This is a genomic window from Bacillus sp. NPDC094064 (assembly GCF_050279585.1).
In the GTDB taxonomy this organism is placed as follows: Bacteria; Bacillota; Bacilli; order Bacillales; family Bacillaceae_G; genus Bacillus_A.
In genome coordinates, this window is record NZ_JBNNUI010000009.1 from 181482 (window position 1) to 206791 (window position 25310).

32 protein-coding genes are annotated in these 25310 nt (G+C 35.9%); 26 read left to right on the forward strand and 6 right to left on the reverse strand.

Annotated elements, in window-relative coordinates:
* The first annotated feature begins 252 nt into the window (after positions 1-252).
* From ACQKNI_RS20400 to ACQKNI_RS20445, 10 genes are all read left to right on the forward strand, one after another.
* The gene (locus tag ACQKNI_RS20400; RefSeq protein WP_088231000.1) at positions 253-1431 is read left to right on the forward strand and encodes an FtsW/RodA/SpoVE family cell cycle protein; all 1179 of its coding nucleotides are present in this window, start codon (positions 253-255) and stop codon (positions 1429-1431) included.
* Positions 1432-1537: 106 nt separating this feature from the next.
* Positions 1538-2242 (forward strand): DUF421 domain-containing protein, encoded by a 705-nt coding sequence (locus ACQKNI_RS20405; RefSeq protein WP_088231001.1) that lies wholly within the window; start codon positions 1538-1540, stop codon positions 2240-2242.
* 73 nt (positions 2243-2315) lie between these two features.
* Positions 2316-2774, forward strand: a complete 459-nt coding sequence (locus tag ACQKNI_RS20410) for an NUDIX hydrolase (RefSeq protein ID WP_088231002.1) — start codon at positions 2316-2318, stop codon at positions 2772-2774.
* Positions 2775-2917: 143 nt separating this feature from the next.
* Positions 2918-3331 carry a BrxA/BrxB family bacilliredoxin gene (locus ACQKNI_RS20415; RefSeq protein WP_001979317.1) on the forward strand — a complete coding sequence of 138 codons (414 nt, stop codon included), beginning with the start codon at positions 2918-2920 and terminating at the stop codon, positions 3329-3331.
* 401 nt (positions 3332-3732) lie between these two features.
* Positions 3733-4512 carry a transporter substrate-binding domain-containing protein gene (locus ACQKNI_RS20420; protein ID WP_088231003.1) on the forward strand — a complete coding sequence of 260 codons (780 nt, stop codon included), beginning with the start codon at positions 3733-3735 and terminating at the stop codon, positions 4510-4512.
* 36 nt (positions 4513-4548) lie between these two features.
* Positions 4549-5208 (forward strand): amino acid ABC transporter permease, encoded by a 660-nt coding sequence (locus tag ACQKNI_RS20425; protein ID WP_088231004.1) that lies wholly within the window; start codon positions 4549-4551, stop codon positions 5206-5208.
* Positions 5201-5923: an amino acid ABC transporter ATP-binding protein gene (locus ACQKNI_RS20430; protein ID WP_088231005.1), complete on the forward strand. Its 723-nt coding sequence runs from the start codon at positions 5201-5203 to the stop codon at positions 5921-5923. Before ACQKNI_RS20425 ends, ACQKNI_RS20430 begins: the two co-directional genes overlap by 8 nt.
* A gap of 100 nt (positions 5924-6023) precedes the next feature.
* On the forward strand, positions 6024-6992 hold the full coding sequence (locus ACQKNI_RS20435) for an aromatic acid exporter family protein (RefSeq protein ID WP_088231006.1): 969 nt from the start codon (positions 6024-6026) through the stop codon (positions 6990-6992).
* 16 nt (positions 6993-7008) lie between these two features.
* A complete protein-coding gene (locus ACQKNI_RS20440; protein ID WP_088231007.1) occupies positions 7009-7569 on the forward strand; it encodes a L,D-transpeptidase in 561 nt (186 codons plus the stop codon).
* A 66-nt stretch (positions 7570-7635) separates the two neighbouring features.
* On the forward strand, positions 7636-7875 hold the full coding sequence (locus ACQKNI_RS20445; protein WP_088231008.1) for a DUF3894 domain-containing protein: 240 nt from the start codon (positions 7636-7638) through the stop codon (positions 7873-7875).
* Between the two features lie 72 nt (positions 7876-7947).
* On the opposite strand, the gene prli42 is transcribed toward ACQKNI_RS20445, so the two are convergent.
* Entirely contained in the window at positions 7948-8040 is a 93-nt protein-coding gene (gene prli42 / locus ACQKNI_RS20450) for a stressosome-associated protein Prli42 (protein ID WP_000549039.1), read from the reverse strand.
* Between the two features lie 187 nt (positions 8041-8227).
* Between prli42 and ACQKNI_RS20455 the strand changes: the two genes are divergently transcribed.
* Together ACQKNI_RS20455 and ACQKNI_RS20460 are read left to right on the forward strand one after the other, a co-directional pair.
* Positions 8228-8773 (forward strand): GNAT family N-acetyltransferase, encoded by a 546-nt coding sequence (locus ACQKNI_RS20455; RefSeq protein WP_140417377.1) that lies wholly within the window; start codon positions 8228-8230, stop codon positions 8771-8773.
* Between the two features lie 127 nt (positions 8774-8900).
* Positions 8901-10019, forward strand: a complete 1119-nt coding sequence (locus tag ACQKNI_RS20460) for a tripeptidase T (RefSeq protein WP_088231011.1) — start codon at positions 8901-8903, stop codon at positions 10017-10019.
* 43 nt (positions 10020-10062) lie between these two features.
* On the opposite strand, the gene ACQKNI_RS20465 is transcribed toward ACQKNI_RS20460, so the two are convergent.
* Complete coding sequence (locus ACQKNI_RS20465) at positions 10063-10263, reverse strand: hypothetical protein (protein ID WP_088231012.1); 201 nt, start codon at positions 10261-10263, stop codon at positions 10063-10065.
* 142 nt (positions 10264-10405) lie between these two features.
* On the opposite strand from ACQKNI_RS20465, the gene ACQKNI_RS20470 reads away from it, so the two are divergent.
* The gene (locus tag ACQKNI_RS20470; protein WP_088231013.1) at positions 10406-11644 is read left to right on the forward strand and encodes a DNA polymerase IV; all 1239 of its coding nucleotides are present in this window, start codon (positions 10406-10408) and stop codon (positions 11642-11644) included.
* A gap of 170 nt (positions 11645-11814) precedes the next feature.
* Here the strand turns inward: ACQKNI_RS20470 and ACQKNI_RS20475 are convergent, their stop codons facing one another.
* Positions 11815-12066 (reverse strand): DUF3932 family protein, encoded by a 252-nt coding sequence (locus ACQKNI_RS20475; RefSeq protein ID WP_088231014.1) that lies wholly within the window; start codon positions 12064-12066, stop codon positions 11815-11817.
* Between the two features lie 188 nt (positions 12067-12254).
* Between ACQKNI_RS20475 and rnz the strand changes: the two genes are divergently transcribed.
* From rnz to sdaAA, 4 genes are all read left to right on the forward strand, one after another.
* On the forward strand, positions 12255-13178 hold the full coding sequence (gene rnz, locus ACQKNI_RS20480; RefSeq protein WP_088231015.1) for a ribonuclease Z: 924 nt from the start codon (positions 12255-12257) through the stop codon (positions 13176-13178).
* Between the two features lie 488 nt (positions 13179-13666).
* A complete protein-coding gene (locus ACQKNI_RS20485) occupies positions 13667-13804 on the forward strand; it encodes a hypothetical protein (protein WP_176548473.1) in 138 nt (45 codons plus the stop codon).
* 43 nt (positions 13805-13847) lie between these two features.
* Complete coding sequence (gene sdaAB / locus ACQKNI_RS20490) at positions 13848-14507, forward strand: L-serine ammonia-lyase, iron-sulfur-dependent subunit beta (protein ID WP_088231016.1); 660 nt, start codon at positions 13848-13850, stop codon at positions 14505-14507.
* Positions 14508-14525: 18 nt separating this feature from the next.
* Positions 14526-15404 carry an L-serine ammonia-lyase, iron-sulfur-dependent, subunit alpha gene (gene sdaAA, locus ACQKNI_RS20495; protein ID WP_088231017.1) on the forward strand — a complete coding sequence of 293 codons (879 nt, stop codon included), beginning with the start codon at positions 14526-14528 and terminating at the stop codon, positions 15402-15404.
* 51 nt (positions 15405-15455) lie between these two features.
* Here sdaAA and proI read toward each other — a convergent pair whose 3' ends face one another.
* On the reverse strand, positions 15456-16295 hold the full coding sequence (gene proI / locus ACQKNI_RS20500) for a pyrroline-5-carboxylate reductase ProI (RefSeq protein WP_088231018.1): 840 nt from the start codon (positions 16293-16295) through the stop codon (positions 15456-15458).
* A gap of 165 nt (positions 16296-16460) precedes the next feature.
* Between proI and ACQKNI_RS20505 the strand changes: the two genes are divergently transcribed.
* Positions 16461-17414: an MBL fold metallo-hydrolase gene (locus tag ACQKNI_RS20505; RefSeq protein WP_088231019.1), complete on the forward strand. Its 954-nt coding sequence runs from the start codon at positions 16461-16463 to the stop codon at positions 17412-17414.
* Between the two features lie 9 nt (positions 17415-17423).
* Entirely contained in the window at positions 17424-18218 is a 795-nt protein-coding gene (locus tag ACQKNI_RS20510; RefSeq protein WP_088231020.1) for an SDR family oxidoreductase, read from the forward strand.
* Positions 18219-18247: 29 nt separating this feature from the next.
* On the opposite strand, the gene ACQKNI_RS20515 is transcribed toward ACQKNI_RS20510, so the two are convergent.
* Complete coding sequence (locus ACQKNI_RS20515; RefSeq protein WP_088231021.1) at positions 18248-18436, reverse strand: YqzH family protein; 189 nt, start codon at positions 18434-18436, stop codon at positions 18248-18250.
* A 224-nt stretch (positions 18437-18660) separates the two neighbouring features.
* On the opposite strand from ACQKNI_RS20515, the gene argC reads away from it, so the two are divergent.
* The 7 genes from argC to ACQKNI_RS20550 all read left to right on the forward strand — a co-directional run bounded on the left by argC (position 18661) and on the right by ACQKNI_RS20550 (position 24793).
* On the forward strand, positions 18661-19698 hold the full coding sequence (gene argC, locus ACQKNI_RS20520; RefSeq protein WP_098356839.1) for an N-acetyl-gamma-glutamyl-phosphate reductase: 1038 nt from the start codon (positions 18661-18663) through the stop codon (positions 19696-19698).
* Positions 19699-19708: 10 nt separating this feature from the next.
* On the forward strand, positions 19709-20932 hold the full coding sequence (argJ, locus tag ACQKNI_RS20525) for a bifunctional glutamate N-acetyltransferase/amino-acid acetyltransferase ArgJ (RefSeq protein WP_140417378.1): 1224 nt from the start codon (positions 19709-19711) through the stop codon (positions 20930-20932).
* Positions 20933-20943: 11 nt separating this feature from the next.
* On the forward strand, positions 20944-21711 hold the full coding sequence (gene argB / locus ACQKNI_RS20530; protein WP_088231024.1) for an acetylglutamate kinase: 768 nt from the start codon (positions 20944-20946) through the stop codon (positions 21709-21711).
* Entirely contained in the window at positions 21708-22868 is a 1161-nt protein-coding gene (locus tag ACQKNI_RS20535) for an acetylornithine transaminase (protein ID WP_088231025.1), read from the forward strand. Before argB ends, ACQKNI_RS20535 begins: the two co-directional genes overlap by 4 nt.
* 12 nt (positions 22869-22880) lie before the next feature.
* Positions 22881-23831: an ornithine carbamoyltransferase gene (gene argF / locus ACQKNI_RS20540; protein ID WP_088231026.1), complete on the forward strand. Its 951-nt coding sequence runs from the start codon at positions 22881-22883 to the stop codon at positions 23829-23831.
* Positions 23832-23968: 137 nt separating this feature from the next.
* A complete protein-coding gene (locus tag ACQKNI_RS20545) occupies positions 23969-24529 on the forward strand; it encodes a DUF2062 domain-containing protein (protein ID WP_088231027.1) in 561 nt (186 codons plus the stop codon).
* 57 nt (positions 24530-24586) lie between these two features.
* Positions 24587-24793 carry a hypothetical protein gene (locus tag ACQKNI_RS20550; protein WP_088231028.1) on the forward strand — a complete coding sequence of 69 codons (207 nt, stop codon included), beginning with the start codon at positions 24587-24589 and terminating at the stop codon, positions 24791-24793.
* Positions 24794-24817: 24 nt separating this feature from the next.
* Here ACQKNI_RS20550 and ACQKNI_RS20555 read toward each other — a convergent pair whose 3' ends face one another.
* Positions 24818-25264, reverse strand: a complete 447-nt coding sequence (locus ACQKNI_RS20555; RefSeq protein WP_088231029.1) for a MarR family winged helix-turn-helix transcriptional regulator — start codon at positions 25262-25264, stop codon at positions 24818-24820.
* Between the last annotated feature and the right edge of the window lie 46 nt (positions 25265-25310).

Consider the following 25310-nt stretch of genomic DNA (forward strand, 5'->3'; position numbering starts at 1 on the left):
AATGGACGATTATGTATTAGGAATTTACGAAAATACATTGCTGATATATCGTATATGGATATAAAATAAAAAAAGAATAATTTTTTTGGCAAATCTTACTGACGAAACTGTAGTATAATATATTGTATTGTATGAAAAAGAGAGTTATTCTATATAAGTGTTTTATAGATAATGTGTAATCAGTCGTCAAAACATGAAGAATGTTGACTCCTGGTTTTTTATTTTGCCGTAACAATGTTTCAGGAGGATGTCATGAAAAGAAGTACCGAGTTTCTAAAAAGTTTAGATGTAAAATTAATTTTAATTTTGTTTGCGTTTTGTGTGATAAGTATAACTGCTATATATAGCAGTCAGCAAACCGGGCAGTATGGAGATGCAAACTTTGCTCTGAAACAAGGTGTTAACTACATAATTGGGGTTGTATTGTTACTTCTTGTTGCAAGCATTGATTTAGATCAATTGCAAAAATTGTCTTGGCCGCTTTATATTGCCGGATTTGGCTCACTTATTCTTTTGAAAATACTACCGGTTTCCAGTTTCACACCTGAAAAATTAGGGGCAAAAAGATGGTTTGTTTTTCCTGTATTTGGACAAATCCAACCGTCTGAGTTTTTCAAAATTTCATTGCTTCTCATAGTAGCAAGTATTGCAGTGAAACATAATGCGCAGTATATGGCGAGGACATTCCAGACGGATTTAAAACTAGTAGGTAAAATTATGCTAGTATCTCTCCCGCCTATGGCTGTTGTATATAGCCAGCCAGATACAGGTATGGTGTTCTTATATGCTGCTGCCATTGCATGTATTTTATTTATGTCAGGTATTCAGAAGAAATTGATAGCAATATGTACAGTTATTCCAGTGACCATATTAACCGCGTTAATATTTATTTACGTAAGGTATGAGGATTTCTTCTTTAATAATTTGGTTACTTTACTAAAACCTCACCAACAATCACGTATTTTAGGTTGGTTAGATCCATTTGAACATACAGATCAAGGGTATCAAACGCAGCAATCGATTTTAGCTGTAGGTAGTGGAGGTATGGAAGGGAAAGGATTTGGCGAAGGGAACGTTTATATCCCAGAGAAGCATACTGACTTTATTTTCGCTACAATTGCCGAAGAAGGTGGATTTATAGTAGCAGCGTTAGTTGTATTCTTGTTCCTATTACTACTATATAGAACAATTATTATTGGTTATTCTGCTGATAATTTATTCGGTACATTATTATGTGCTGGGTCAATCGGAATATTAACGGTTCAAATATTCCAAAATATCGGTATGATCGTTGGATTAATGCCTGTAAAAGGTATTGCGTTGCCTTTCTTATCATACGGGGGAAGTTCCTTATTCTCGAATATGATTATGATGGGACTCATATTATCGGTACGGAAAACGTATAAAAAGTATATGTTTTCAGTTAAGTAAAAAAGCTAGTTCGTGTAAAAACGAACTAGCTTTTTTACATATATGTTCTTAAACGTTGCAAACTAAAACAGACTTGTAGTTTGGAATGTTTAAGGAGTGCAATGTGATGCATATGCATATTTTTGAAGGAGCACGGCACCTTTCTAATAGCGAATGGGTTGTTCGAGCTATTATAGCGTACATATTTTTAATATTAGTTGCGAAAGCGATGGGACAAAGATCTATCGCACAACTTCGATTTTTAGATGTTGTATTAGTGTTATTGCTTGGTGGGAATATTTCTAACGCGCTATCTGATGAAAAAGTTGGGTTACTCGGTTCGATGATTACAACATTTATACTCGTTGTACTTCACATCATAAGCTCTGTTTTAATGTTGAAATGGGATAGATGGAGACGCTTTTTAGAGCCTGCACCTATTATTCTTATACATAATGGTTCCATTGATTTTAGCAATTTGAAAAAAGCGAGGATTACAGTGGAATATTTATTTTCAGAACTTCGTGTGCAAAATGTGAGCGATATTCAAACGATAAAATTAGCATTATGGGAAGCTAGCGGTGTTGTTTCTATATTTCAGTATCCTGAATATGAGGCGGTGTCTCGGCTTGATCTTAACGTGGCAGGGAAAAAGTCGCCAGTTGCTTTTGTTTTAGTAAAGGATGGACGAATTCAGCAGGACGTTCTCGCCTTATTAGGAAAAACAGAAGAGTGGGCGAAAGAGTTTTTAGAGAAGGGTGCGGAAATCGAATCCATTATGTTGGCTACAGTAGATGAAGCGCATAAAATAAATATTTTGTTAAAAAAATGAAAAAGATACGCATTTTGTCGTTTCATACATATGATACAATAGTGTGGACAACGAAAAAGGAGGCGATAATACGATGGGATATGTAGAAGAATTACGAAAAATAGTTGGTCATCGCCCTTTAATTTTAGTTGGTGCTGTTGTACTCGTTATAAATGAACATGGAGATGTATTATTACAGCAAAGAACAGAGCCGTACGGAAAATGGGGGCTACCAGGCGGACTAATGGAGCTTAGTGAATCACCAGAAGAAACTGCTTACCGTGAAGTATACGAAGAGACAGGAATAAAAGTGAAGAATTTACGATTAATTAATGTATTTTCTGGAGTGAACTACTTTACAAAATTAGCAAATGGTGATGAATTTCAATCTGTAACGACGGCCTATTATACGGATGAATACGAAGGGGATTTTGTTATGAATAAAGAAGAAGCAGTTCAGCTTAAATTCTTTCCTGTAACAGAACTACCGGACTATATTGTAGGATCGCATAAAAAAATGATTGCTGAATATATAAAGATTATGGAAAAGTGACAAAAAGGTGTTAGAGCCCTGCTCTAACACCTTTTCTATGCTGAAATACAAGTAAACTTACTTGTATTTCATAAACATTAACTGGTAAGATACAAATAGATAGTTTTAGAGGAGGGAAAAGATTGATTAATTTTAACTTTTTTATGAATGATGTTGTCCGCCAAGCGCGTGAAGAGATTGTCTCTGCTGGATATACAGAATTGACGACGCCAGAAGCAGTAGAAGAAGCGTTTAAAAGAAATGGAACAACACTTGTAATGGTAAACTCTGTATGTGGTTGTGCAGGTGGTATTGCTCGTCCTGCTGCTGCACATTCCGTACATTACGATAAACGTCCTAATCATCTTGTAACTGTGTTTGCAGGCCAAGATAAAGAAGCGACAGCAAGAGCGCGTGAGTATTTCGAAGGATATCCACCTTCCTCTCCATCATTTGCTTTGTTAAAAGATGGGAAAATTGTAACGATGGTAGAACGCCATGAAATTGAAGGTCATGAACCGATGCAAGTCATTGCGAAACTACAATCGTATTTCGAAGAGAATTGTGAAGAACTATAAATAAATGAAAAGGCGGTATGCCCACGAATAAGTGGGTGTACCGCCTTTTTTATTTATCCCGCTTTAACGGGCAGTAAGACCCCCACCTCAAAATTCAGCAAAGCAAAGAAGTTAGGTGGGGGTCGGGCTGCCCATAAAAGTCCGATTGGTGAGGGCTAATAATCAGTAGGGGATGAAGAAAACCCCCACTGATTAAAGTTTCACTTTATTATTTGAAATGATGAAATATACAGAAGGAATGTTCTTTATGCATTATTTTATGCATGAAAAATAAGGTATTTAATGTTATTTTATTTATTTTTATTTTATATATTGCATAAAAATAAAAGTGCTGATACAATACAAACATCGAATAAATATTCCAAATAACTTTTAAATATACATTATTAGGGGGAAGAAAGATGAAGAAGTTTTTATCAATATCGTTTGCACTTATTTTAATTGTAAGTATGTTCAGTGCTTGTAGTAATGGAGAAGAAAAGGCTACTGAAAAAGATAAAAAAGTACTTGTTATGGGTACTTCAGCAGACTATAAACCTTATGAATACGTGGAAGCGTCAAAAAGTGATGAAATTATCGGTTTTGATGTTGATGTTGCTAAATATATCGGAAAAGAACTTGGTTATGAAGTGAAAGTGAAAGATATGGATTTTGGTGGTTTATTAGCATCTCTTAGCTCAGGAAAAGTTGATTTCGTAATGGCAGGTATGACGCCAACGGCAGAGCGTAAAAATAATGTTGATTTCACTGATATATATTTTGTTGCAAAAAATATGATTGTTTCTAAAAAAGATTCTAACATTAACTCAGTAGAAGATTTAAAAGGGAAAAAGGTAGGGGTACAAACAGGGTCTATTCAAGAAGAGAAAGCGGCAGAATTAAAAAAACAAGTCGATTTCAAAGTTGAGGGACGTGACCGTATACCAGAAATCGTACAAGAAATTCAAGCGGGTCGTTTTGACGCTGCAATTATAGAAGACACAGTTGCTAAAAATTATTTAGAGAAAATGAAAGACTTACAAGGAATTGAAATTAAAGAAGCACCAGAAGAAGTGGGATCTGCAATTGCTCTTCCGAAAAACAGCGATAAAACAGCTGAATTTAATAAAGTGATTAAAAAAATGCAAGAAAATGGAGAAATGGATAAATTAGTGAAGAAATGGTTTGGCAGCTCAAAATAAGCTGCCTTTCACTTTTCAGTGAGGGGAATGAACAGAATGAACTTAGATTTTTCGGCAATTACGCCTTCCATACCATATATATTAAGAGGCCTAGAAGTTACTTTGAAAATTGTAGCGGCATCAGCTTTGGCAGGGTTTATTTTAGGAACGTTATTAGCACTTTGCAAAATTGCTAGAATACGAGCATTAAATATAGCGGCAGATTTTTATACATCAATTTTCCGTGGTACACCACTTGTATTGCAATTAATGATTATTTATTTCGGTGTTCCGCAAATGATTGGATATGAAATGCCAGCCTTTTTAGCAGCGGTACTTGCATTTAGTTTAAATTCAGGTGCATATATGTCAGAAGTAATTCGTGCCGGCATTCAAGCGGTTGATAAAGGACAAACAGAAGCGGCTATGGCTTTAGGAATTCCTTACGGGAAAATGATGAGAAACATTATTTTTCCTCAAGCTTTAAAAAATATATTACCAGCACTTGTAAATGAGTTTGCGACTCTTACGAAAGAATCGGCTGTAGTAACTGTAATTGGAGCAACAGATTTAATGCGCCGCGCTTACATTGTAGGTGGTGAAACGTTTAAATATCTTGAGCCATTACTTTTTGTTGGACTGATTTATTATATGTTAGTTATTATTCTTACATTAGTCGGGAAAGCCATTGAAGGGAGAATGAAAAAAAGTGATTAAAATTGAAAACCTTCATAAATCATTTGGGAAAAATGAAGTATTAAAAGGAATTACAACAACGATTGAAAAAGGAGAAGTTGTTGCAATTATCGGACCGTCCGGATCAGGGAAATCAACATTTTTACGTTGTATGAATGTGTTAGAGGCACCGACAAATGGTCACATTTGGATTGGAACGCAAGAAGTAACGAATCCGAAAACAAATATAATGCATGTTCGTGAAAATGTCGGAATGGTATTTCAGCATTTCCACCTATTCCCTCACATGACTGTATTAGAAAATATTACGTATGCGCCTATTCAGGTGAAAGGTGTAACGAAACAAGAGGCTGAAAAGAAAGCAGAGAAACTTTTAGAAAAAGTAGGATTATTAGATAAAAAAGATACGTATCCGAATCGCCTTTCAGGAGGACAAAAGCAACGTGTAGCAATTGCAAGAGCGTTAGCGATGGAACCGGAAGTTATGCTGTTTGATGAACCAACATCAGCGCTAGATCCAGAGATGGTGAAAGAAGTGTTAGAAGTTATGAAATCATTAGTGACGACAGGAATGACAATGGCGATTGTTACACATGAAATGGGATTCGCAAAAGAAGTAGCAGATCGTGTGCTCTTTTTAGATGGTGGAAAGCTTGTAGAAGATAGTGCACCAGCAGAATTTTTTGCAGCACCGAAAAGTGAACGTGCGCAACAATTTTTACAAAAGATATTGTAATTTGAAAAGGTTATGTGAATAATAAGCGGAAAAGGATGACATTGTGTCATCCTTTTTTTATACTAACTGTAAATACATTTATACATATAGGGGTAATGATATGTTTAAAATTGGATATCGTACAGTCAAAACAGCGCTTGGAACAGGGGCAGCGGTTTTTCTTGCTCAGTTATTAGGATTAGAATTTTATAGTTCAGCGGGTATTTTAGTTATATTATGTGTACAAAATACGAAGCGTAAATCACTTCAAGTATCGTTACATCGTTTTTTAGCTTGTGTATTATCAATGGCATTCGCGTTTTGTATTTTTGAAACAATTGGTTATACACCACTTGCAATTAGTGTATTATTACTTACATTTATCCCGACTGCAGTTATGTTTAAAATTCAAGAAGGGATTGTCACGAGCTCAGTTATTGTCATGCATCTATATTCATTGAAACACATTACATGGCTTATAGTTGGAAATGAAATTGCTATATTAACGATAGGGATTAGCGTGGCGCTATTAGTGAATATGTATATGCCAAGCAGTGAAAATAAGCTAAGAGAGTATCAGGATACGATAGAAAGTAATTTTAAAACAATTTTGTTTGAAATGGTTGTTTATTTACGAAATAGAGAAAGTAGTTGGAGTGGGGCAGAACTCATCGAAACCGAGAACATGCTAAATGAAGCGAGAGATTTATCGTTTAAGAAACTTGAGAATGCATTTATGCGAGAAGATAACTATTACTATCGTTATTTCAATATGCGCATGCAACAATTTGAAATTTTGGAGCGGATGATACCATTAGCTGCGTCATTATCTTGGACGTATGAACAAGCTGATATGATTGCAGACGTAATTGAAAATATAGGGAATTCTATTCGTCCTGAAAGTACAGGGGTCATTTCGTTAAGACAACTTCAAGAAATGCGAGAAGTATTTAGAGAAATGCCTTTACCAGTTACACGAGAAGAATTTGAAATACGTGCAAAACTCGTTCAACTTGTGTATGAGATGGAGCAATATTTACTCATTAAAAGTCGTTTTAAGGGAAAGGATAATATAAAAGAACTTATATAGAAGGTAGGAATTATTTATGCCGTATCTTCTCTCTTTCATATTATGCCTATCTTTATCGCCGATTTGGCCTCTTGGTGATAATCCGCGTGCCGGGGACCCTTTCATTATTGTAAATAAAGCGACAAATAAATTAGCTTATATTGATGACGGTAAGATTCAAAAAGTTTTCCCAGTTGCTACGGGAAAAACGAATGAATTAACACCAGAAGGAACTTTTGATATTGTAATGAAAGCGAAGGATCCATATTATATTGCAAAGGATATTCCAGGTGGCTCACCTAAAAATCCACTTGGATCAAGGTGGATGGGATTTAATGCAAGAGGTACTGATGGGAGTAAATATGGAATACATGGAACAAACCAACCAAGTTCAATTGGAAAGTATATTTCACAAGGATGTATAAGAATGAAGAAAAATGATGTGGAGTATTTATTTGATCGTATTCCAATTGGAACGAAAGTATGGATTGTGAAATCGAAAAAATCATTTCAGCAATTGGCTAAAGAAAAAGGAGCCATTGCATATGAAAAAGTCAACGAAAAGGTTGGCTTTTTCTTTTGCAGTAAGTTGTCTTGACATGTGTACATAACCGTGCGTTAATGAAGATATAGAAAGATAAAAAAAGAAAAAGGGGTTGCTCATATGTACTTGAATCCAAAAATTTCGTATATGCAGTTTTTTATTGGTTTTCTATTTGTGATTACATTCATATTAGCAACTTTTAATATATGTTCTTACGTTGTAGCGATTGTATTGATGGCACTGCTTAACCTTACATTTGTTATTGGGGCCTTTCAGCAGAAACAGTATACGAGTTTTGTAATAGCATTAGTAATGTCATTTTCCTTTAGTATTGTAGCAATTGTGATTTATACAAAATAAACCATCTCGATTTCGAGATGGTTTATTTTGTCATGGATGAAAAGTAAAAAAAGGACGAACACGTCGTCCTTTTTACCAAAACATACTCGCGCCAGCAAGTAATGTTGTTACAAGCATAGAAATTAGCATTATATAAACCATAACTTTTTGAGCTTTTTTATGCATCATTATACCTCCTTGCAAATCAGTACTATTTCATTGTAACGAGAAATGAAAGTATGGACAAGGGAGAGAAAGGACAAAATTCGGGAAGGGGTTGCAATATATAACAGGAAATTAGCGTATGTGTAGAGAATATATTAAAAGATGGATGGTTAATTTTTTGTTACGCAGGCTGAAGAATGGAGATACGATGATGAAAATATATGAGACAAACCGTTTACATTTAAGGGAAATTGATGAGTCGTATGCGGAAAAAGTTCTTCAATATTACGACAGAAACCGTGAATTTTTAAAAGCTTGGGAAGAGTATAGACCAGAGGATTTTTTTACATTAGATTATCAAAAGAAAAGGTTACAAAAGGATAGAAAAGAGTTTGCAGCAGGAAAGATTATTAGGCTATGGATTTTTAAAAAGGGTGATAATACGAAAATAATTGGTTGTATTTCATTTAATTTAATCGTTCGTGGTATTTATCAATCTTGTGTACTCAGTTACAAATTAGATAAAGAAGAGCTGAATAAAGGCTATACGACAGAAGCGCTTAGAAAAGCAATTCAAGTTGCTTTTAAGGAATCACATTTACATCGTATAGAAGCGCCGATTATGCCACGTAATTTAGCATCTATACAAGTAGTGACGAAGATAGGCTTTCAATATGAGGGCGTATCTAGGAAAATGTTAATGGTAAATGGCGTGTGGGAAGATCATATGCGCTGGGTATTGTTAAATGAGTAATAGGAAGCAGATGGTTATCTAGACATATAAACCATCTGTTTTTTGTCTTGTATTTCGAAACTTTTGCGAAATTCTGTTATAATTAGTAGTGTTACATACATAATGGTAGTGCAGGAGGCGCAGTCTTATGATTAATCAAGAACGTTTAGTAAATGAATTTATGGAATTAGTACAAGTAGATTCTGAAACGAAATTTGAAGCAGAAATCTGCAAAGTACTAACAGAGAAATTTACAGCTTTAGGTGTAGAAGTATTTGAAGATGACACAATGGCTGTAACTGGTCATGGTGCAGGAAACTTAATTTGTACTTTACCAGCAACAAAAGATGGTGTTGATACAATTTACTTTACTTCTCATATGGATACAGTAGTTCCTGGTAATGGTATTAAGCCTTCTATTAAAGATGGATATATCGTATCAGATGGTACTACAATTTTAGGTGCGGATGATAAAGCAGGATTAGCATCAATGTTTGAAGCAATTCGTGTTTTAAAAGAGAAAAACATCCCTCATGGTAAAATTGAATTTATTATTACAGTTGGAGAAGAATCTGGTCTTGTTGGTGCAAAAGCGTTAGACCGTGAGCGTATTACAGCGAAGTATGGTTACGCATTAGATAGCGATGGAAAAGTTGGTGAAATTGTTGTTGCAGCTCCAACACAAGCGAAAGTGAACGCAATTATTCGCGGGAAAACAGCTCACGCTGGTGTAGCACCAGAAAAAGGTGTATCGGCAATTACTATCGCTGCGAAAGCAATTGCAAAGATGCCACTTGGTCGCATTGACTCTGAAACGACTGCAAATATTGGCCGTTTTGAAGGTGGTACACAAACGAATATCGTTTGCGATCACGTACAAATCTTTGCAGAAGCTCGTTCTTTAATTAATGAGAAAATGGAAGTACAAGTTGCGAAGATGAAAGAAGCATTTGAAACAACTGCAAAAGAAATGGGCGGTCAAGCAGACGTTGAAGTAAACGTTATGTACCCAGGATTTAAATTCGCTGATGGCGACCACGTTGTAGAAGTTGCAAAACGTGCAGCTGAAAAAATTGGACGTACACCTTCTTTACACCAAAGTGGTGGCGGAAGTGATGCAAACGTAATTGCTGGACACGGTATCCCAACAGTTAACTTGGCAGTTGGTTACGAAGAAATTCATACAACAAACGAGAAGATTCCTGTTGAAGAGTTAGCAAAAACAGCAGAATTAGTTGTTGCGATTATTGAAGAAGTGGCGAAATAATAAACAAAAAAAGCGTGTAAATCACAATTGATTTACACGCTTTTTATTTTGATTCAATTGCTTTTACAAGACGGATAAACCAGTATAGGAAAATCCATGGCAGTATATCAGTTGTTGCAATGCCCAGTAGACTTGGAAGGATCCCTGCTGCGTTAATATCAAAAATAGGGAGTAATAAATAATTAATTAAGATGATTAATATAATAATGAGAAATATATAGTTAAGTTTACGGTTTGATTTCATAATCAATCACCCCTTTTACAAAAATATCCATAACTCGTATTAAGTATAGCAAAAATAAGGATAAAAAGAATAAGTAATTATTATATTGTACATGAATTTGATATAATAAAGGAACGAATGTTCTTTGGAGGAGGTGAATACTATGCGAGAAATGTATCCGAAAAATGGTCGTGTTATTTTGCATGTAGATATGAATTGTTTTTTCGCAGCTGTTGAAATTGCTCATGACGCTTCATTACAAGGAAAGCCATTAGCGGTTGCCGGAAATGAAAAAGAGAGAAAAGGAATTATCATAACATGTAGTTACGAGGCGAGAGAATATGGAATTCATACGACGATGCCTCTTTGGGAAGCGAAAAGGTTATGCCCACAATTAGTTGTAAGGCGCCCTAATTTTACATTGTATCGCGAAGCTTCATTTCAAATGTTCCAAATACTGTCCCGTTTTACAGAGAAAATACAACCAGTTTCTATAGATGAAGGGTATTTAGATATTACAGAGTGTTATGCGCTCGGTTCACCTCTTGAAATAGCAAAGATGATTCAGCAGGTGTTATTAACAGAGTTACAACTTCCATGTAGTATTGGAATCGCCCCAAATCTTTTCCTAGCAAAAACGGCCTCTGATATGAAAAAACCTCTTGGCATTACGGTACTTCGAAAACGTGATATCCCAGAAATGATTTGGCCACTTTCAGTTGAAGCAATGCATGGAATTGGACAGAAGACAGCTGAAAAATTAAATGACATTCATATACTAACAATTGAACAGTTGGCAAAGGGAGACGAGCATATCATTCGCGCTAAAATTGGAAAACATGGTGTTGATTTACAAAGGCGTGCAAAAGGCATAGATGATAGGGAAGTTGATCCGAGTCAAATGGGACAACATAAAAGCGTTGGTAATTCGACGACTTTTTCAAAGGATATGGATGAAGAGAAAGAATTACTTGATATGTTAGAACGTTTATCAAAATCAGTGAGTAAAAGATTACAAAAGCGAACTCTTGTCAGCTATAACATTCAAATTACGATTAAATACCATGATAGACGGACGGTAACACGGAGTAAACAATTGAAAAATGCAATTTGGGAAGAACGAGATATTTTTCAAGCAGCCTCCCGTTTATGGAAGCAACATTGGGATGGGGATTCCGTTCGTTTACTAGGTGTTACAGCTACTGAAATAGAGTGGAAGACAGAATCGGTGAAACAATTAGATTTGTTTTCGTTTGAAGAGGATGCAAAAAAAGAACCGCTACTTGCTGTTATTGATCAAATTAATGATAAGTATGGGACACCGCTTTTACAGCGAGGTAGTCAACTATTACGTAAGCAAGAGAAGTCGTTTCAACAAAAATTAGAAAATAAGTTTATGTAGAAGGTATTATGAATATAAAACCTTCTTTTTTTAGATAGAACAGAGAATCCAGCCATGGGTAGAGGTGGTCAGATTCTTTTTTAGCCTCATACCAAGTTAAAACAAAAAGATTGAAAGCGTGTGGATATAAATAAAAAGCACTGCATGTAACCAGTGCTTTTTATTATAAATTACGAGATTGTAACATTTTCAAAAATAACAATTTCTGAACTAGTTGTTGTTGAAACGCGCTGTGCGTAATATGTTAAAGCTGAAGAAATATAAGCTGGTAACGTCTCACTTGTATGTGATGTTGTATATTCATGGATTAATTCTTTTAAAGTCGTCCATTCTAATTGTGCTGGGTGATCAGACACGAAAGAACTTACCCAGCGATCAAATGAAGATGAAAAATCAGTTTGTAAACGAAATACTTCTTTCATAATAAAACGCTCCCTTAAAATGTAGTATATTTATTTTAGCATAAAAAGCGAATGATTGATAAGTTTTTTGGTGTAACGTTCGTGTTATATAGTTGTCTAGATGGTTGGTTATGTAAATTCAATTTGCCATTTGAAATAACATTTCGTAAGATGAGAGATAGATTATATAAAGAGCTGGAGGAAAGAAAGTGGAATTTGTATTTTTAGGAACTGGTGCAGGTGTTCCTTCAAAAGGAAGGAATGTTTCAGCAATTGCTTTGCAGTTGTTAGAAGAACGAGGACAGACTTGGTTATTTGACTGTGGTGAAGCGACGCAACATCAAATATTACATACATCTGTACGTCCACGCCGCATTGAAAAAATATTTATTACCCATTTACATGGTGATCATATTTTTGGATTGCCTGGTTTATTAGGTAGTCGTTCGTTTCAAGGTGGGACTACACCTTTAACAGTATATGGACCAAAAGGAATTAAGCAATTTATTGAAGTAGCATTATCAGTAAGTACGACACATGTAAAATACCCACTTGAAATTGTTGAGATAACAGAAGAAGGTACAGTATTTGAAGATAATGAATTTCATGTGGAAATGAAAAGATTGTCACATGGTATTGAATGTTTTGGGTATCGTATTGTAGAGAAAGATATACAAGGTGCCCTTTTAGTAGAGAAATTGCTGGAAATGGGTGTGAAACCAGGTCCACTCTTTAAACGTTTAAAAGATGGAGAAGTAGTTGAATTAGAAAATGGTACAATGCTAAATGGAAAAGATTTTATCGGTCCACCTCAAAAAGGGAGAATTATTACTATTTTAGGTGATACACGATATTGCGAAGCGAGTAGAGAGCTGGCACAAGACGCAGACGTACTTGTTCACGAGGCAACTTTTGCGGCAGAGGATGAGCAACAAGCATATGATTATTTTCATTCTACATCTAAGCAAGCTGCGAGTATTGCACTTCAGGCAAATGCGAAAAGATTAATATTGACTCATATTAGTTCTCGTTATCAAGGAGATACATATAAGGAATTGTTGAAAGAGGCAAGAGAGCTATTTTCTAATACCGAAATAGCAATGGATTTGAAATCATTTCCAGTAGAAAGGTAATAATTTCAATAAAAAAATGGTAACTTATGTTTACCATTTTTTTCATTTTCAAAAAAATTAGTAAGCAACTGTTATCATTTTATAATTATATTTGTATAACACAGAATTTTATAATGCTTTGAATATACAGGGTGAAAATACGAAATATCGGTTGTTTAGAAAAACTGTTATATAAGTAGATGTACGTACAAGTGATACAAAGAAGAAAAGAAGGATTTTATTCAGAAACTTTAAAATTCAATAAAAGTAAGCGTTTTATAAAAAACAAGCTATAATGAGGGCACATTATAATTTATTTGGAATACCATTTTTAAAAGAGCTTGGACAATCAGTGGGTGACCCAGGAGGAGTAGCTGGTGAAAATTTAGTTGCATTTAGCGATAGGTATATCTCCTGTTTATGCTATGATTGTAGAGGTTTCTGTGTTAAACTTTGGATTGCTACCAGGCTTAATTGCTGGTTATCTTATATCATTTTAAATGAAAATAATGCTATATTTCGTATGTATTATGGTATCAGGTATTATTTCAGGATATATTGGTTCACTTTTATTTGAAAAATATCCAATTCGTATAGCGGAGCAAATTCGTGGTATGGCTGGAAAAGCAATAGATGCGGTAGCTTAATAGAATAGTAAAAAATTTTCATAGAGGTTTAGGGGGAGTTATGATGAAGTATCGCTCGGTATTTGATATTATTGGTCCAGTTATGATTGGTCCATCAAGTTCACATACAGCAGGGGCAGCAAGAATGGGGCAAGTTGCTCGCCAGCTGTTTCGTCATGAGCCAGAGAGAGTTAGCATTTCATTATACGGATCATTTGCAAAAACGTATCGTGGGCACGGTACGGATGTAGCGTTAATTGGTGGAATACTTGGATTTGAAACAGATGATTTACGCATTCCAGATGCACTAGACATTGCAAAAGAGCGCGAAATTGAAGTTGAATTCATTGAAGAAGATGCAAATGCACCTCATCCAAATACAGCGAGAATTCGTTTGTATAAAGGAGAGGAAGAAATTGAAGTTGTTGCATGTTCTATTGGTGGTGGTAAGATCGAGGTTGTAGAGTTAAACGGCTTTGATCTGCAATTATCAGGAACAAGCCCAGCACTTCTTATTGTAAATAACGATCGCTTTGGTGCTATTGCAGCAGTAGCTTCAATCCTTGCGAAACATGAGATTAACATTAGTACAATGAGTGTTTCTCGTAAAGAAAAAGGAAGAAGAGCGCTTATGGTCATCGAAACAGATGAGTTGTTAGCAGATGAAGTGATTAAAGAGATAAATGAGCAACAAAATATTTGTCAAGTAACTATTATGGAATAATTGCAGGGGGGACTCACCATGTTTCGGAACGCAGCGGAACTAGTGGCGCAAGCTAAAGAACAAAATGTAAAAATCGCAGAAATTATGATTCAATGTGAAATGGAAACAAGAAGTATTTCACGTGAAGAAGTAATTGCTGGTATGGAAAAGAACTTAGTCGTGATGGAGCAAGCAGTAGAACGAGGTATTCGCGGTGTGAAATCACCGACTGGTTTAACTGGTGGAGATGCTGTAAAAGTTCAAGCGTATATGAAGAGTGGAAAAGGCTTATCTGGAGATACGATTTTGGACGCAGTGAGTAAAGCTGTTGCAACAAATGAAGTAAACGCAGCGATGGGAATTATTTGTGCAACACCAACAGCAGGGTCTGCTGGAACAGTGCCAGGTGTACTGTTTGCACTGAAAGAAAAATTACAGCCTACACGTGAAGAGATGATTGAATTTTTATTTACAGCAGGAGCTTTCGGTATGGTTGTTGCGAATAACGCTTGTATTTCTGGTGCAGCGGGAGGATGCCAAGCTGAAGTTGGTTCAGCAAGTGGAATGGCAGCTGCAGCAGCAGTTGAGATGGCTGGTGGAACACAAGATCAAGCAGCTACAGCGATGGCCATTTCATTAAAGAACATGCTTGGTTTAGTATGCGATCCTGTTGCAGGCCTTGTAGAAGTACCTTGTGTAAAACGTAATGCAGCGGGCGCTTCCAATGCTATGATTTCAGCTGATTTAGCATTAGCTGGTGTAACGAGTACAATTCCATGTGATGAAGTAATTGAGGCAATGTTTAGAATCGGACAAACGATGCCAGTAGCACTTCGTGAAACAGCTGAAGGTGGACTTGCAGCAACACCGACTGGTCGCCGTCTGCAAGAAGAGATCTTTGGGAAGATTAATGACTAAAAATATATGATTATAAAAAAATGGAGCTCAAGTAAGATTGAGCTCCATTTTTTATTTTTCTTTTGTTAGTTGTTCTAATGTTTCCCCAAGATTATGTGATCGTTGCGCTGCTTGTGTAATACAAGAAATAAGTGCTTGTTGAAATTTATGTTCTTGTAATACTTCAATACCTGCTTCGGTCGTTCCACCAGGAGAAGTAATTTCCTTTCGCAAAATAGAAGGGTGTTTTTCACTCGCTTTTAGCATTTCAGCAGCACCAATCATCGTCTGAAGAATAAGTGACTTTGCAACATCTTCTTTTAAACCGATTTTTTTTGCGGCTTCTTCCATCGCTTCTACTACGTAATAAATATAAGCAGGCCCACTTCCAGATAACGCAGTGACAGCATGCATATCTTCTTCCTCTACAACAGAGACGAGACCGATCGTTTCAAATAAAGCTATGGCAGTCTGAATATGTTCCGTTGTTGCATGTTTGGAAGGTGAGATGGCAGTAGCTGATTTTAAAATAGCTGCAGATGTATTTGGCATTGCACGAATAATCGGAACGTTTTTTTGAAGTAGGTTTCTAATCGAGTGAGTAGAAACGCCTGCTAATAACGAAATAATAAGCAGATCATTATGTATATACTCTTTAAAAGGGATAAGCGCTTCTGCAACATCCTTTGGCTTCATTGCTAGAAAAAGAATATTGGCATCAGTAAGTAGTTCTTTTTTATTATGTGTACCTTTGACGCCGTATTTTGTATGTAGCTCCTGTAACCTTGTCTCGTTAGAACGATTACTTACGGTAATTTGTTCGCTTTTAACAACATTTGCTTGTACCAAGCCACCAATAATCGCTTCGGCAATGGAGCCTGCACCGAGAAAGGAAATATTTTGAATAGACATGATGTTCCTCCTTTAAATTTGGTTAGAGATTCTTATAAATGTACATACATTCGGTTTATTATAGAAAACACCTCTTTTTATCTGAAAATAATGACAAATTAATAAGGAAGTTGTAAACTGAAGAGGTATTCATTTTTGAACCGGAAAGAGACAGGGGGGCTAAGCATGACGGCGATTCACCGATTGGAGATTCCTGTGCCATTTGCAGTTGAAACTGTGAATGTGTTTGTAGTTGAGGGGGAGACGTTAACGTTAATTGATACAGGGACGAATACAGAAGGGGCAAGAAGTGCGTTAAAAAGTCAATTAGGTGCATTAGGGTATACGATAGAAGATATTAAAACAGTAGTGATTACACATCATCATGCGGATCATTGTGGGCTGTTAAATATATTCTCTGAGGAAACAAATATTATTGGACACCCTTGGAATGAGCCTTGGATCACACAAAATCCACAATTTTTAAAGTGGTATCATAAGTTTTTTAAAGAGACAGCCTTGCAGTTCGGCGTTCCAGCAGCATTTTTGAAAGATGAGGAATTATTGACGACAAAGACACTTAAATATTCTTGTAATAGATCGTTAACGCATACTGTGAGAGAAGGAGATCGTATCGATTCTTTACCTGGGTTTACAGTAATTGAAACGCCAGGTCATGCTTCTACTCATATTTCTTTATATAGAGAATCAGATGGAATATTAATTGGTGGGGATGCGCTCATTAGCCATATTTCTTCAAACCCAATATTAGAACCACCATATGAAGGGCAAACGGAAAGAGCACGTCCGTTACTACAATATAATCAAACGTTACAACGTTTAAGCGAAATGAATATTTCACGTATTTTATCAGGGCATGGAGAAGATGTTCTAAATGTGAAACAACTGATTGAAACGAGATTACAAAAGCAAGAAACACGTGCGTTTAAAGTACTTGAATTATTAAAAGAAAAACCAATGACAGCATTTGAAGTATGTGTAAAACTATTTCCCGTATTATATAAAGAGCAATTGCCGCTTACTATTTCAGAAACTGTTGGACAATTAGACTATTTAGCATATAATCAACAAGTGATGATTGATGAATCTTCGCAACAATTGATTTATTATGCAAAGTAGGTGACAGCAATGACAGGACGTTTACAAAATAAAGTAATCGTCATTACAGGTGCTTCTAGTGGAATTGGAGAGCAAATTGCAATGCAAGTTGCAGAGCAGGGGGCGACTCCAGTATTAATGGCTAGAACAGAAGAGAAATTAAAAGCGTTAGCAGACAAAATTAAAGAAACTTATAATACGCCTTGCTATTATTATGTATTAGATGTAAGTGAAGAGACAAAGGTACAATCTGTCTTTTCAAAGGTATTACAAGAAGTGGGACGTATTGATATATTAGTAAACAATGCGGGATTTGGTATTTTTAAAACGTTTGAAGAAGCGTCAATGGACGAGGTAAAGGATATGTTTCAAGTAAATGTATTCGGATTAGTAGCTTGTACGAAAGCAGTTTTACCGTATATGGTAAAAAGGAACGAAGGACAAATTATTAATATTGCTTCACTCGCTGGAAAAATTGCAACGCCGAAATCGAGTGCTTATGCAGCGACGAAACATGCCGTATTAGGGTTTACGAATAGTTTACGTATGGAATTATCGAATACAGATGTTTATGTGACAGCAATTAACCCAGGTCCGATAGATACGAACTTTTTTGAAATAGCTGATCAATCAGGTACATATGTGAAAAATATGGGACGTTACATGTTAAAGCCAACATATGTAGCAGAACAAATTGTAAAATCGATGCATACGAAAAAGCGTGAAGTAAACTTACCGAAGTGGATGGGCATTGGTCCAAAACTTTATGCTTTATTCCCAGGTTTATTTGAACGTGTAGCAGGTAAATCATTAAGTAAAAAATAGGAGGTTTCCATATGGAAACCTCCTATTTTTTATTGTTTTCCAGTTACATAATCATAAACGATATCCTCAATTGCCTCATATACATCAATTTCAGCATTTGAATAAATGGTCGTTTTAATATATTTCACTAGCATTTCTTGATCCTCTTTTGACGCAGGACTGCATTGATATTGCTGAAAACTTTTTGTAATCATTTTCTCAATTAATTTTTCATTCATGTTTCTCCCCGCCTGTATGTATACATGTATTATTTCATTGTACTTGAAGTGAAATGAAAATGCTATTATACATTGTTTTTGCATAAAAAACAGGTTGTAAATATTGTTTTCCTAGTAAAATTAAGTTTTTTAAGTTTTAAAAATTTATAAATATTTAATTGACTCTATAAATATACAATATTATAATCATACTTAATTTAAAGAATTGATTTGAGGAGGAGCTTATGAAAGTCGCGATTATTGGAGCAACTGGATATGGGGGCGTTGAGTTAATTCGGTTATTAGAGCAGCATCCATATTTTTCGATAGCATCTCTCCATTCTTTTTCGCAAGTTGGTGAGTGTATAACAAATATATATCCGCATTTTCGAAATGTTCTTGTCCATACGTTACAAGAAATTGATGCGGAGGAAATAAAGAAGGAAGCAGAAATTGTATTTTTAGCAACCCCAGCAGGAGTGTCGGCAGAGTTAACTCCTAAATTATTGGCAGTAGGTTTAAAAGTCATTGACCTATCTGGAGATTTTCGCATGATAGATCCTTCGACATATGAACAGTGGTATAAAAGGGCAGCTGCAAAAGAAGAAGTTCTTAGGGAAGCTGTATATGGATTAAGTGAATGGAAAAGGTCCGAGATTCAAAATGCAAATTTAATTGCAAACCCAGGATGTTTTGCTACAGCTGCATTATTAGCGATATTGCCGTTAGTACGTAGCGGCATGATTGAAGAAGATTCCATTATTATTGATGCGAAATCAGGAGCATCTGGAGCGGGAAAAAGTCCAACAACAATGACTCACTTTCCTGAGTTATACGATAACTTGCGTATTTATAAAGTAAATGAGCATCAACATGTTCCTGAAATTGAGCAAATGCTTGCAGAGTGGAATAGTGAAACGAAGCCAATCACGTTTAGTACACATTTAATACCGATATCAAGGGGGATTATGGTTACGCTTTATGCGAAAGTAAAACGAGAAATGGAAATAGAACAACTTCAAAAGTTATATGAAGAAACGTATGAACAATCAGCTTTTATTCGAATTCGCAAGCAAGGAGAATTTCCAAGTCCGAAAGAAGTGAGGGGCTCAAATTATTGTGATATGGGGATAGCTTACGATGAAAGAACAGGAAGGGTGACGGTCGTTTCTGTTATAGACAATATGATGAAAGGTGCGGCTGGGCAAGCGGTTCAAAATGCAAATATAGTAGCGGGAATAGAAGAAACAACAGGTTTACAGCATATGCCGCTTTATCTATAAGGGGGACATGATGATTAAAGTAGAGTCTATTACAAAATTAGAAAATGGTTCAATTGTAACGCCGAAAGGTTTTTCGGCAATTGGTACTGCGAATGGATTGAAAAAGGAGAAAAAGGATTTAGGCGCAATCGTTTGTGAAGTACCAGCAGCAAGTGCCGCTGTTTATACGACAAATCAAATACAAGCAGCTCCCCTGCAAGTAACGAAAGAGAGCATAGCGGCGGAGGGGAAATTACAAGCCATTCTCGTCAATAGTGGAAATGCAAATGCTTGTACGGGGATGAAAGGATTACAAGATGCATATGAGATGCGTGCATTAGGAGCAGAACAGTTTGGTTTGAAAGAAAATTACGTTGCAGTAGCTTCAACAGGTGTAATTGGTGTTCCTTTACCGATGGATATAATCCGAAAGGGAGTTGCAACTCTTATCCCGGCGAAGGAAGAAAGTGAAGCAGGTTCTTTTTCTGAAGCGATTTTAACGACGGATCTTATAACGAAAGAAACTTGCTATGAGATGATTATTGATGGGAAGAAAGTGACCATTGCTGGTGTTGCTAAGGGTTCAGGGATGATTCATCCGAATATGGCAACGATGCTTAGTTTTATTACAACAGACGTCAATATAGAGCATGGCGTATTGCAAACAGCATTATCACAAATTACGAATTATACATTTAATCAAATTACGGTAGACGGAGATACGTCTACAAATGATATGGTCATCGTTATGGCAAGTGGATTGTCAGAAACGAAAACGATGAGTATGGAACATAAAGAATGGGAAACTTTCGTATTTGCTTTACAGAAGGTATGTGAAGATTTAGCGAAAAAAATTGCACAAGATGGAGAAGGGGCTACGAAGTTAATTGAGGTGAATGTGCAAGGTGCGAAAACGAGTGAAGAGGCAAAAAAGATTGCAAAGCAAATAGTCGGTTCGAGTCTTGTGAAAACAGCAATATACGGTGAAGACCCAAATTGGGGACGAATTATTAGTAGTATGGGACAAAGTGAAGTAGTTATTAATCCGAATACAATTGATATTACTCTTCAATCTATCTCGGTTTTAAACAATAGTGAACCTCAAATGTTTTCTGAGAAGGAAATGAAAAAGAGATTACAAGAAAATGAAATAGTCATTGATGTTTATTTACATTTAGGAGAAGAAAAAGGATCAGCTTGGGGCTGTGATTTAAGTTATGACTATGTGAAAATAAACGCTTGTTATCGTACATAAGGAGGGAGAAGATGAGCGGTTATATTGTAGTGAAATGCGGTGGTAGTATGTTAGATCAATTAAATAGTATGTTTTTTGATTGTATAAAGAAATTGCAACAGAAGTATAAGGTAGTGATTGTCCATGGCGGTGGTCCAGAAATTGATGCCAAACTAGAAGCCTCTAATATTAAGGTGGAAAAGAAAGATGGATTACGAGTAACACCGAAAGAAGTTATAGATATTGTTCAAATGGTGCTATGCGGAAGTACGAATAAAAAACTCGTAATGAATTTACAAAAGCATAATTTACCTGCGGTTGGGCTTTCAGGGTGTGATGGTAAGTTACTTCAAGTTCAACCTGTCAGCGAAGAGATAGGATATGTGGGGGAAGTAAGTTATGTAGAAACATCATTATTAAAAGGGTTAATAAACTCGGATTATATTCCTGTTATTGCTCCAATCGGGGTAGGTGGTAATGAAATTTATAACATAAATGCTGATACAGCTGCAGCTGGAGTTGCAGCCGCGCTATCCGCAAAAGAACTCATTTTTATTACGGATGTAGATGGGATATTACATGAAGGGGATTTGATAAAGAAAGCGGATGAATCTGAGATTGTTACTTTTATAGAAGAAGGGGTCATTACAGGTGGGATGATTCCGAAAGTACAGGCTGCACTTACATCATTAAAGATGGGAGTACAAAAGGTAAGTATCGTAAATGGTACAAAAAATTTTACTGAGGTTACAGGAGAGTGTATTGGAACGACGGTAACGAAAGGCGTGAGTATCGTATGACAAGTCATCTTTTTCAAACGTATGGAAGAAGAAATATTGAGTTTGTAAAAGGAAAGGGAACGAAAGTTATTGATAATAACGGTAAACAATACTTAGATTTTACGTCAGGGATTGGTGTATGTAATTTAGGGCATTGTCACCCTACTGTTATGAAAGCTGTACAAGGGCAACAGGGTAATATATGGCATATATCTAATCTGTTTACAAACAGCTTACAAGAAGAAGTCGCGTTGTTATTAACAGAAGACATAGCATTAGATTATGTGTTTTTTTGTAATAGCGGGGCAGAGGCAAATGAAGCAGCTTTAAAGTTAGCACGTAAGCATACCGGAAAATCTTTAGTCGTCACATGTGAGCAATCGTTCCACGGTAGAACATTTGGAACGATGAGTGCAACAGGGCAAGATAAAGTGAAAAAAGGATTTGGTCCATTGCTTCCATCTTTTTTACATATCCCTTTTAATGATATACAGGCGTTAGAGGCAGTAATGAATGAAGAGGTTGCGGCGATAATGGTAGAAGTTGTTCAAGGAGAGGGAGGAGTCATACCTGCTGATCTATCTTTTTTGAAAGCGATTGAAACATTATGTAATAAGTTCGGTTCCTTATTTATTATAGACGAAGTACAAACAGGAATTGGAAGAACAGGGACATTATTTGCTTACGAACAAATGGGAATAAATCCTCATATCGTTACTACCGCTAAGGCTCTTGGAAATGGCATTCCTGTTGGAGCGATGATCGGCCAGAAAGAACTCGGAACATCGTTTACTGCGGGATCACACGGTTCAACTTTCGGCGGGAATTATATTGCGATGGCTGCAGCGAAAGAAGTATTGCAAGTAAGTAAGAAACCATCGTTTTTAAAAGAAGTAAAGGAAAAGGGCGAGTACGTATTAGAGAAGTTGCGAGAGGAATTACGACATGTCGACTGTATTCAAAATATTCGTGGTAAGGGGCTTATGATTGGAATCGAATGTAAGCAAGAAGTTGGGAGTTTTATAGAACAATTAGAAAAAGAAGGGCTACTCGTATTACAAGCAGGTCCTAATGTTATAAGACTATTACCACCACTCATTGTAACGAATGAAGAGCTAGAACAGGCAGTATATATGATAAAAAAAGTAGTTTGTACAAAAAACGCATCAATCATATAAGGGGGAAGTTTCATGTCAACTGTACAAGTACCGAAATTAAATACGAAAGATCTTTTAACACTAGAAGAACTGACGCAAGAAGAAATCATTTCTTTAATTGAGTTTGCTATATATTTAAAAAAGAATAAGCAGGAGCCTTTACTACAAGGCAAAATATTAGGGCTTATTTTTGATAAGCATTCGACTCGTACTCGCGTTTCTTTTGAAGCAGGAATGGTTCAGCTCGGAGGACATGGCATGTTTTTAAGTGGGAAAGAGATGCAAATGGGAAGAGGAGAGACCGTTTCAGATACTGCGAAAGTATTATCGCATTATATTGACGGGATTATGATACGTACATTCTCGCATGCGGATGTAGAAGAGCTTGCGAAAGAATCGAGCATACCTGTTATTAATGGATTAACGGACGATCATCACCCTTGTCAAGCATTGGCAGACCTAATGACAATATATGAAGAAACAAATAAATTTAAAGGAATAAAATTGGCTTACGTAGGTGACGGAAATAATGTATGTCATTCATTGTTGTTAGCGAGCGCAAAAGTCGGAATGAATATGGCAGTTGCAACACCTGTAGGGTATGAACCGAATGAGGAGATTGTAAAAAAAGCGTTGGCAATTGCTGAAGAAACAGGAGCTGAAATTGAAATTTTGCATAATCCTGAATTAGCGGTAAATAAAGCAGATTTCATTTATACGGACGTTTGGATGAGTATGGGGCAAGAGGGGGAAGAAGAGAAATATAAGTTATTTCAACCTTACCAAATAAATAAAGAACTTGTTATGCATGCGAAGGAAACATATCGTTTCTTACACTGTTTACCTGCCCATCGAGAGGAAGAAGTAACAGGGGACATTATAGATGGACCACAGTCTGTTGTCTTTGAGCAAGCTGGTAATCGATTACATGCGCAAAAAGCATTATTAGTAAGTTTATTTAAAAATGTAGAAGAGCCTTCCTAAAAGGGAGGTTTTTTGTGTTGAAATGTCATATGTATATTTGGTTAACCATTTCTATATCATTTATAATAAAAGAGAAAGTGAAATTTGTTTTTCAGAGTATGTAAGGGCATACTAGGAATAAAAATATAGTTAAAGAGATGATGAATTTGAAAACAACTAAGAAAACATATTCGTTTTTCCAGCGGATGTGGAGAATATTAAAGTTTCAATACTATAAGTTGCTTCGATCGCCAGAAGGAGCAAAGAAAGTATCATTAGGTTTTGCCATTGGCTTTGGTTTAGAAATGTTAGTAATTTATACGGCATCGCTCGTATATTTAATATTTTATCCGATCGTCAGGTTAGCAAAAGGGTCTTTTCCAGCGGCAGTCATTGGCAATATTATTGGGAAGATATCGTTTCTCCCAGTATTTTTATTTCCATTTGCGTATGCGTTAGGGAAAATGATTTATCCATTTCATGTTCAGAAAGTACATCATGAACCATTTACGATATCAGATTTGTTTTCGAGCCATATTTTCACAATGTTAAAGAGTGTATTACAGAGTGAAGTATATGTATTGATTGGTATGACGATAATAGGAGTTGTGTTTGGGGTAATCTCATATTTCGTTGTGCATTATTTATATGAAAAGAACCGGAAGTTACGTTTGAAGAAAAGAAAGAAACGAGTGCGAGAACCACTTGTGCAAATATAAAGAGTGTCACATTCATTTTCTCCTTTGAATATGTTTAAGAAAAAGGAGGAGAGAATAATGTATTATTATTACGTACCTCAAGTATATCCATATGTAAATTATTATTCTGTATATGATATGAATAGACAATACGAATTGTATCGGCAACAACAATTACAGCAATTATCACAAATACCACAACAACAGCCTACGCAGGAACAAAAACCATATTTAACAACATGGCCATATTCAAATGTATACTATGGTAATTATTACGAATCATAAAGCTGCTTCTATTTAGAAGCAGCTTTATGCGTTTGTTTTCAAAATTAAATTTTGAATGGTTTGAAGAGAATGAATGAGCTTCTCACGCTCTTCCTCAGATAATGTTTGGAAATTTTCTTTTAGTTTGTCTAAAATGAATTGCTGATACTGATTTACTAACAATTTCCCTTCACCTGTTAGGGAAATTAAAATGACCCGTCGATCTTTTTCGCTATAATGACGCTCTATTAGTTCTTCTTGAATCAGTTTGTTTAATAGAGGTGTCATGTTAGGCCGTGAAATCGCTAGCCGCTTGCCGATTTCGGAAACTGCTAATGTGCCATTTTCATGCAGAAGTAGTAATACTTGTGTATGTGATGGCGGCATATGTCTTTGAGAAGAAAATTCTCCAGGAAGCATAAATTTGCGATAAAAAAGAGGCACTAGCGAAAGAAGATGATCAACAATACGTTCCCACTCGCGTGATTCCATATAAAGGCCCCCTTCCACTCTCATTGTAACAAAAAAGGCATGGTAT

Coding starts and splice junctions, on each gene's coding strand:
- ACQKNI_RS20400 (WP_088231000.1), top strand. CDS start 253: ATGAAAAGAAGTACCGAGTTTCTAAAAAGTTTAGATGTAAAATTAATT.
- ACQKNI_RS20405 (WP_088231001.1), top strand. CDS start 1,538: ATGCATATGCATATTTTTGAAGGAGCACGGCACCTTTCTAATAGCGAA.
- ACQKNI_RS20410 (WP_088231002.1), top strand. CDS start 2,316: ATGGGATATGTAGAAGAATTACGAAAAATAGTTGGTCATCGCCCTTTA.
- ACQKNI_RS20415 (WP_001979317.1), top strand. CDS start 2,918: ATGAATGATGTTGTCCGCCAAGCGCGTGAAGAGATTGTCTCTGCTGGA.
- ACQKNI_RS20420 (WP_088231003.1), top strand. CDS start 3,733: ATGAAGAAGTTTTTATCAATATCGTTTGCACTTATTTTAATTGTAAGT.
- ACQKNI_RS20425 (WP_088231004.1), top strand. CDS start 4,549: ATGAACTTAGATTTTTCGGCAATTACGCCTTCCATACCATATATATTA.
- ACQKNI_RS20435 (WP_088231006.1), top strand. CDS start 6,024: ATGTTTAAAATTGGATATCGTACAGTCAAAACAGCGCTTGGAACAGGG.
- ACQKNI_RS20440 (WP_088231007.1), top strand. CDS start 7,009: ATGCCGTATCTTCTCTCTTTCATATTATGCCTATCTTTATCGCCGATT.
- ACQKNI_RS20445 (WP_088231008.1), top strand. CDS start 7,636: ATGTACTTGAATCCAAAAATTTCGTATATGCAGTTTTTTATTGGTTTT.
- prli42 (WP_000549039.1), bottom strand. CDS start 8,040: ATGCATAAAAAAGCTCAAAAAGTTATGGTTTATATAATGCTAATTTCT.
- ACQKNI_RS20455 (WP_140417377.1), top strand. CDS start 8,228: ATGATGAAAATATATGAGACAAACCGTTTACATTTAAGGGAAATTGAT.
- ACQKNI_RS20460 (WP_088231011.1), top strand. CDS start 8,901: ATGATTAATCAAGAACGTTTAGTAAATGAATTTATGGAATTAGTACAA.
- ACQKNI_RS20465 (WP_088231012.1), bottom strand. CDS start 10,263: ATGAAATCAAACCGTAAACTTAACTATATATTTCTCATTATTATATTA.
- ACQKNI_RS20470 (WP_088231013.1), top strand. CDS start 10,406: ATGCGAGAAATGTATCCGAAAAATGGTCGTGTTATTTTGCATGTAGAT.
- ACQKNI_RS20475 (WP_088231014.1), bottom strand. CDS start 12,066: ATGAAAGAAGTATTTCGTTTACAAACTGATTTTTCATCTTCATTTGAT.
- ACQKNI_RS20485 (WP_176548473.1), top strand. CDS start 13,667: ATGCTATATTTCGTATGTATTATGGTATCAGGTATTATTTCAGGATAT.
- sdaAB (WP_088231016.1), top strand. CDS start 13,848: ATGAAGTATCGCTCGGTATTTGATATTATTGGTCCAGTTATGATTGGT.
- sdaAA (WP_088231017.1), top strand. CDS start 14,526: ATGTTTCGGAACGCAGCGGAACTAGTGGCGCAAGCTAAAGAACAAAAT.
- proI (WP_088231018.1), bottom strand. CDS start 16,295: ATGTCTATTCAAAATATTTCCTTTCTCGGTGCAGGCTCCATTGCCGAA.
- ACQKNI_RS20505 (WP_088231019.1), top strand. CDS start 16,461: ATGACGGCGATTCACCGATTGGAGATTCCTGTGCCATTTGCAGTTGAA.
- ACQKNI_RS20510 (WP_088231020.1), top strand. CDS start 17,424: ATGACAGGACGTTTACAAAATAAAGTAATCGTCATTACAGGTGCTTCT.
- ACQKNI_RS20515 (WP_088231021.1), bottom strand. CDS start 18,436: ATGAATGAAAAATTAATTGAGAAAATGATTACAAAAAGTTTTCAGCAA.
- argC (WP_098356839.1), top strand. CDS start 18,661: ATGAAAGTCGCGATTATTGGAGCAACTGGATATGGGGGCGTTGAGTTA.
- argJ (WP_140417378.1), top strand. CDS start 19,709: ATGATTAAAGTAGAGTCTATTACAAAATTAGAAAATGGTTCAATTGTA.
- argB (WP_088231024.1), top strand. CDS start 20,944: ATGAGCGGTTATATTGTAGTGAAATGCGGTGGTAGTATGTTAGATCAA.
- ACQKNI_RS20535 (WP_088231025.1), top strand. CDS start 21,708: ATGACAAGTCATCTTTTTCAAACGTATGGAAGAAGAAATATTGAGTTT.
- argF (WP_088231026.1), top strand. CDS start 22,881: ATGTCAACTGTACAAGTACCGAAATTAAATACGAAAGATCTTTTAACA.
- ACQKNI_RS20545 (WP_088231027.1), top strand. CDS start 23,969: ATGATGAATTTGAAAACAACTAAGAAAACATATTCGTTTTTCCAGCGG.
- ACQKNI_RS20550 (WP_088231028.1), top strand. CDS start 24,587: ATGTATTATTATTACGTACCTCAAGTATATCCATATGTAAATTATTAT.
- ACQKNI_RS20555 (WP_088231029.1), bottom strand. CDS start 25,264: ATGGAATCACGCGAGTGGGAACGTATTGTTGATCATCTTCTTTCGCTA.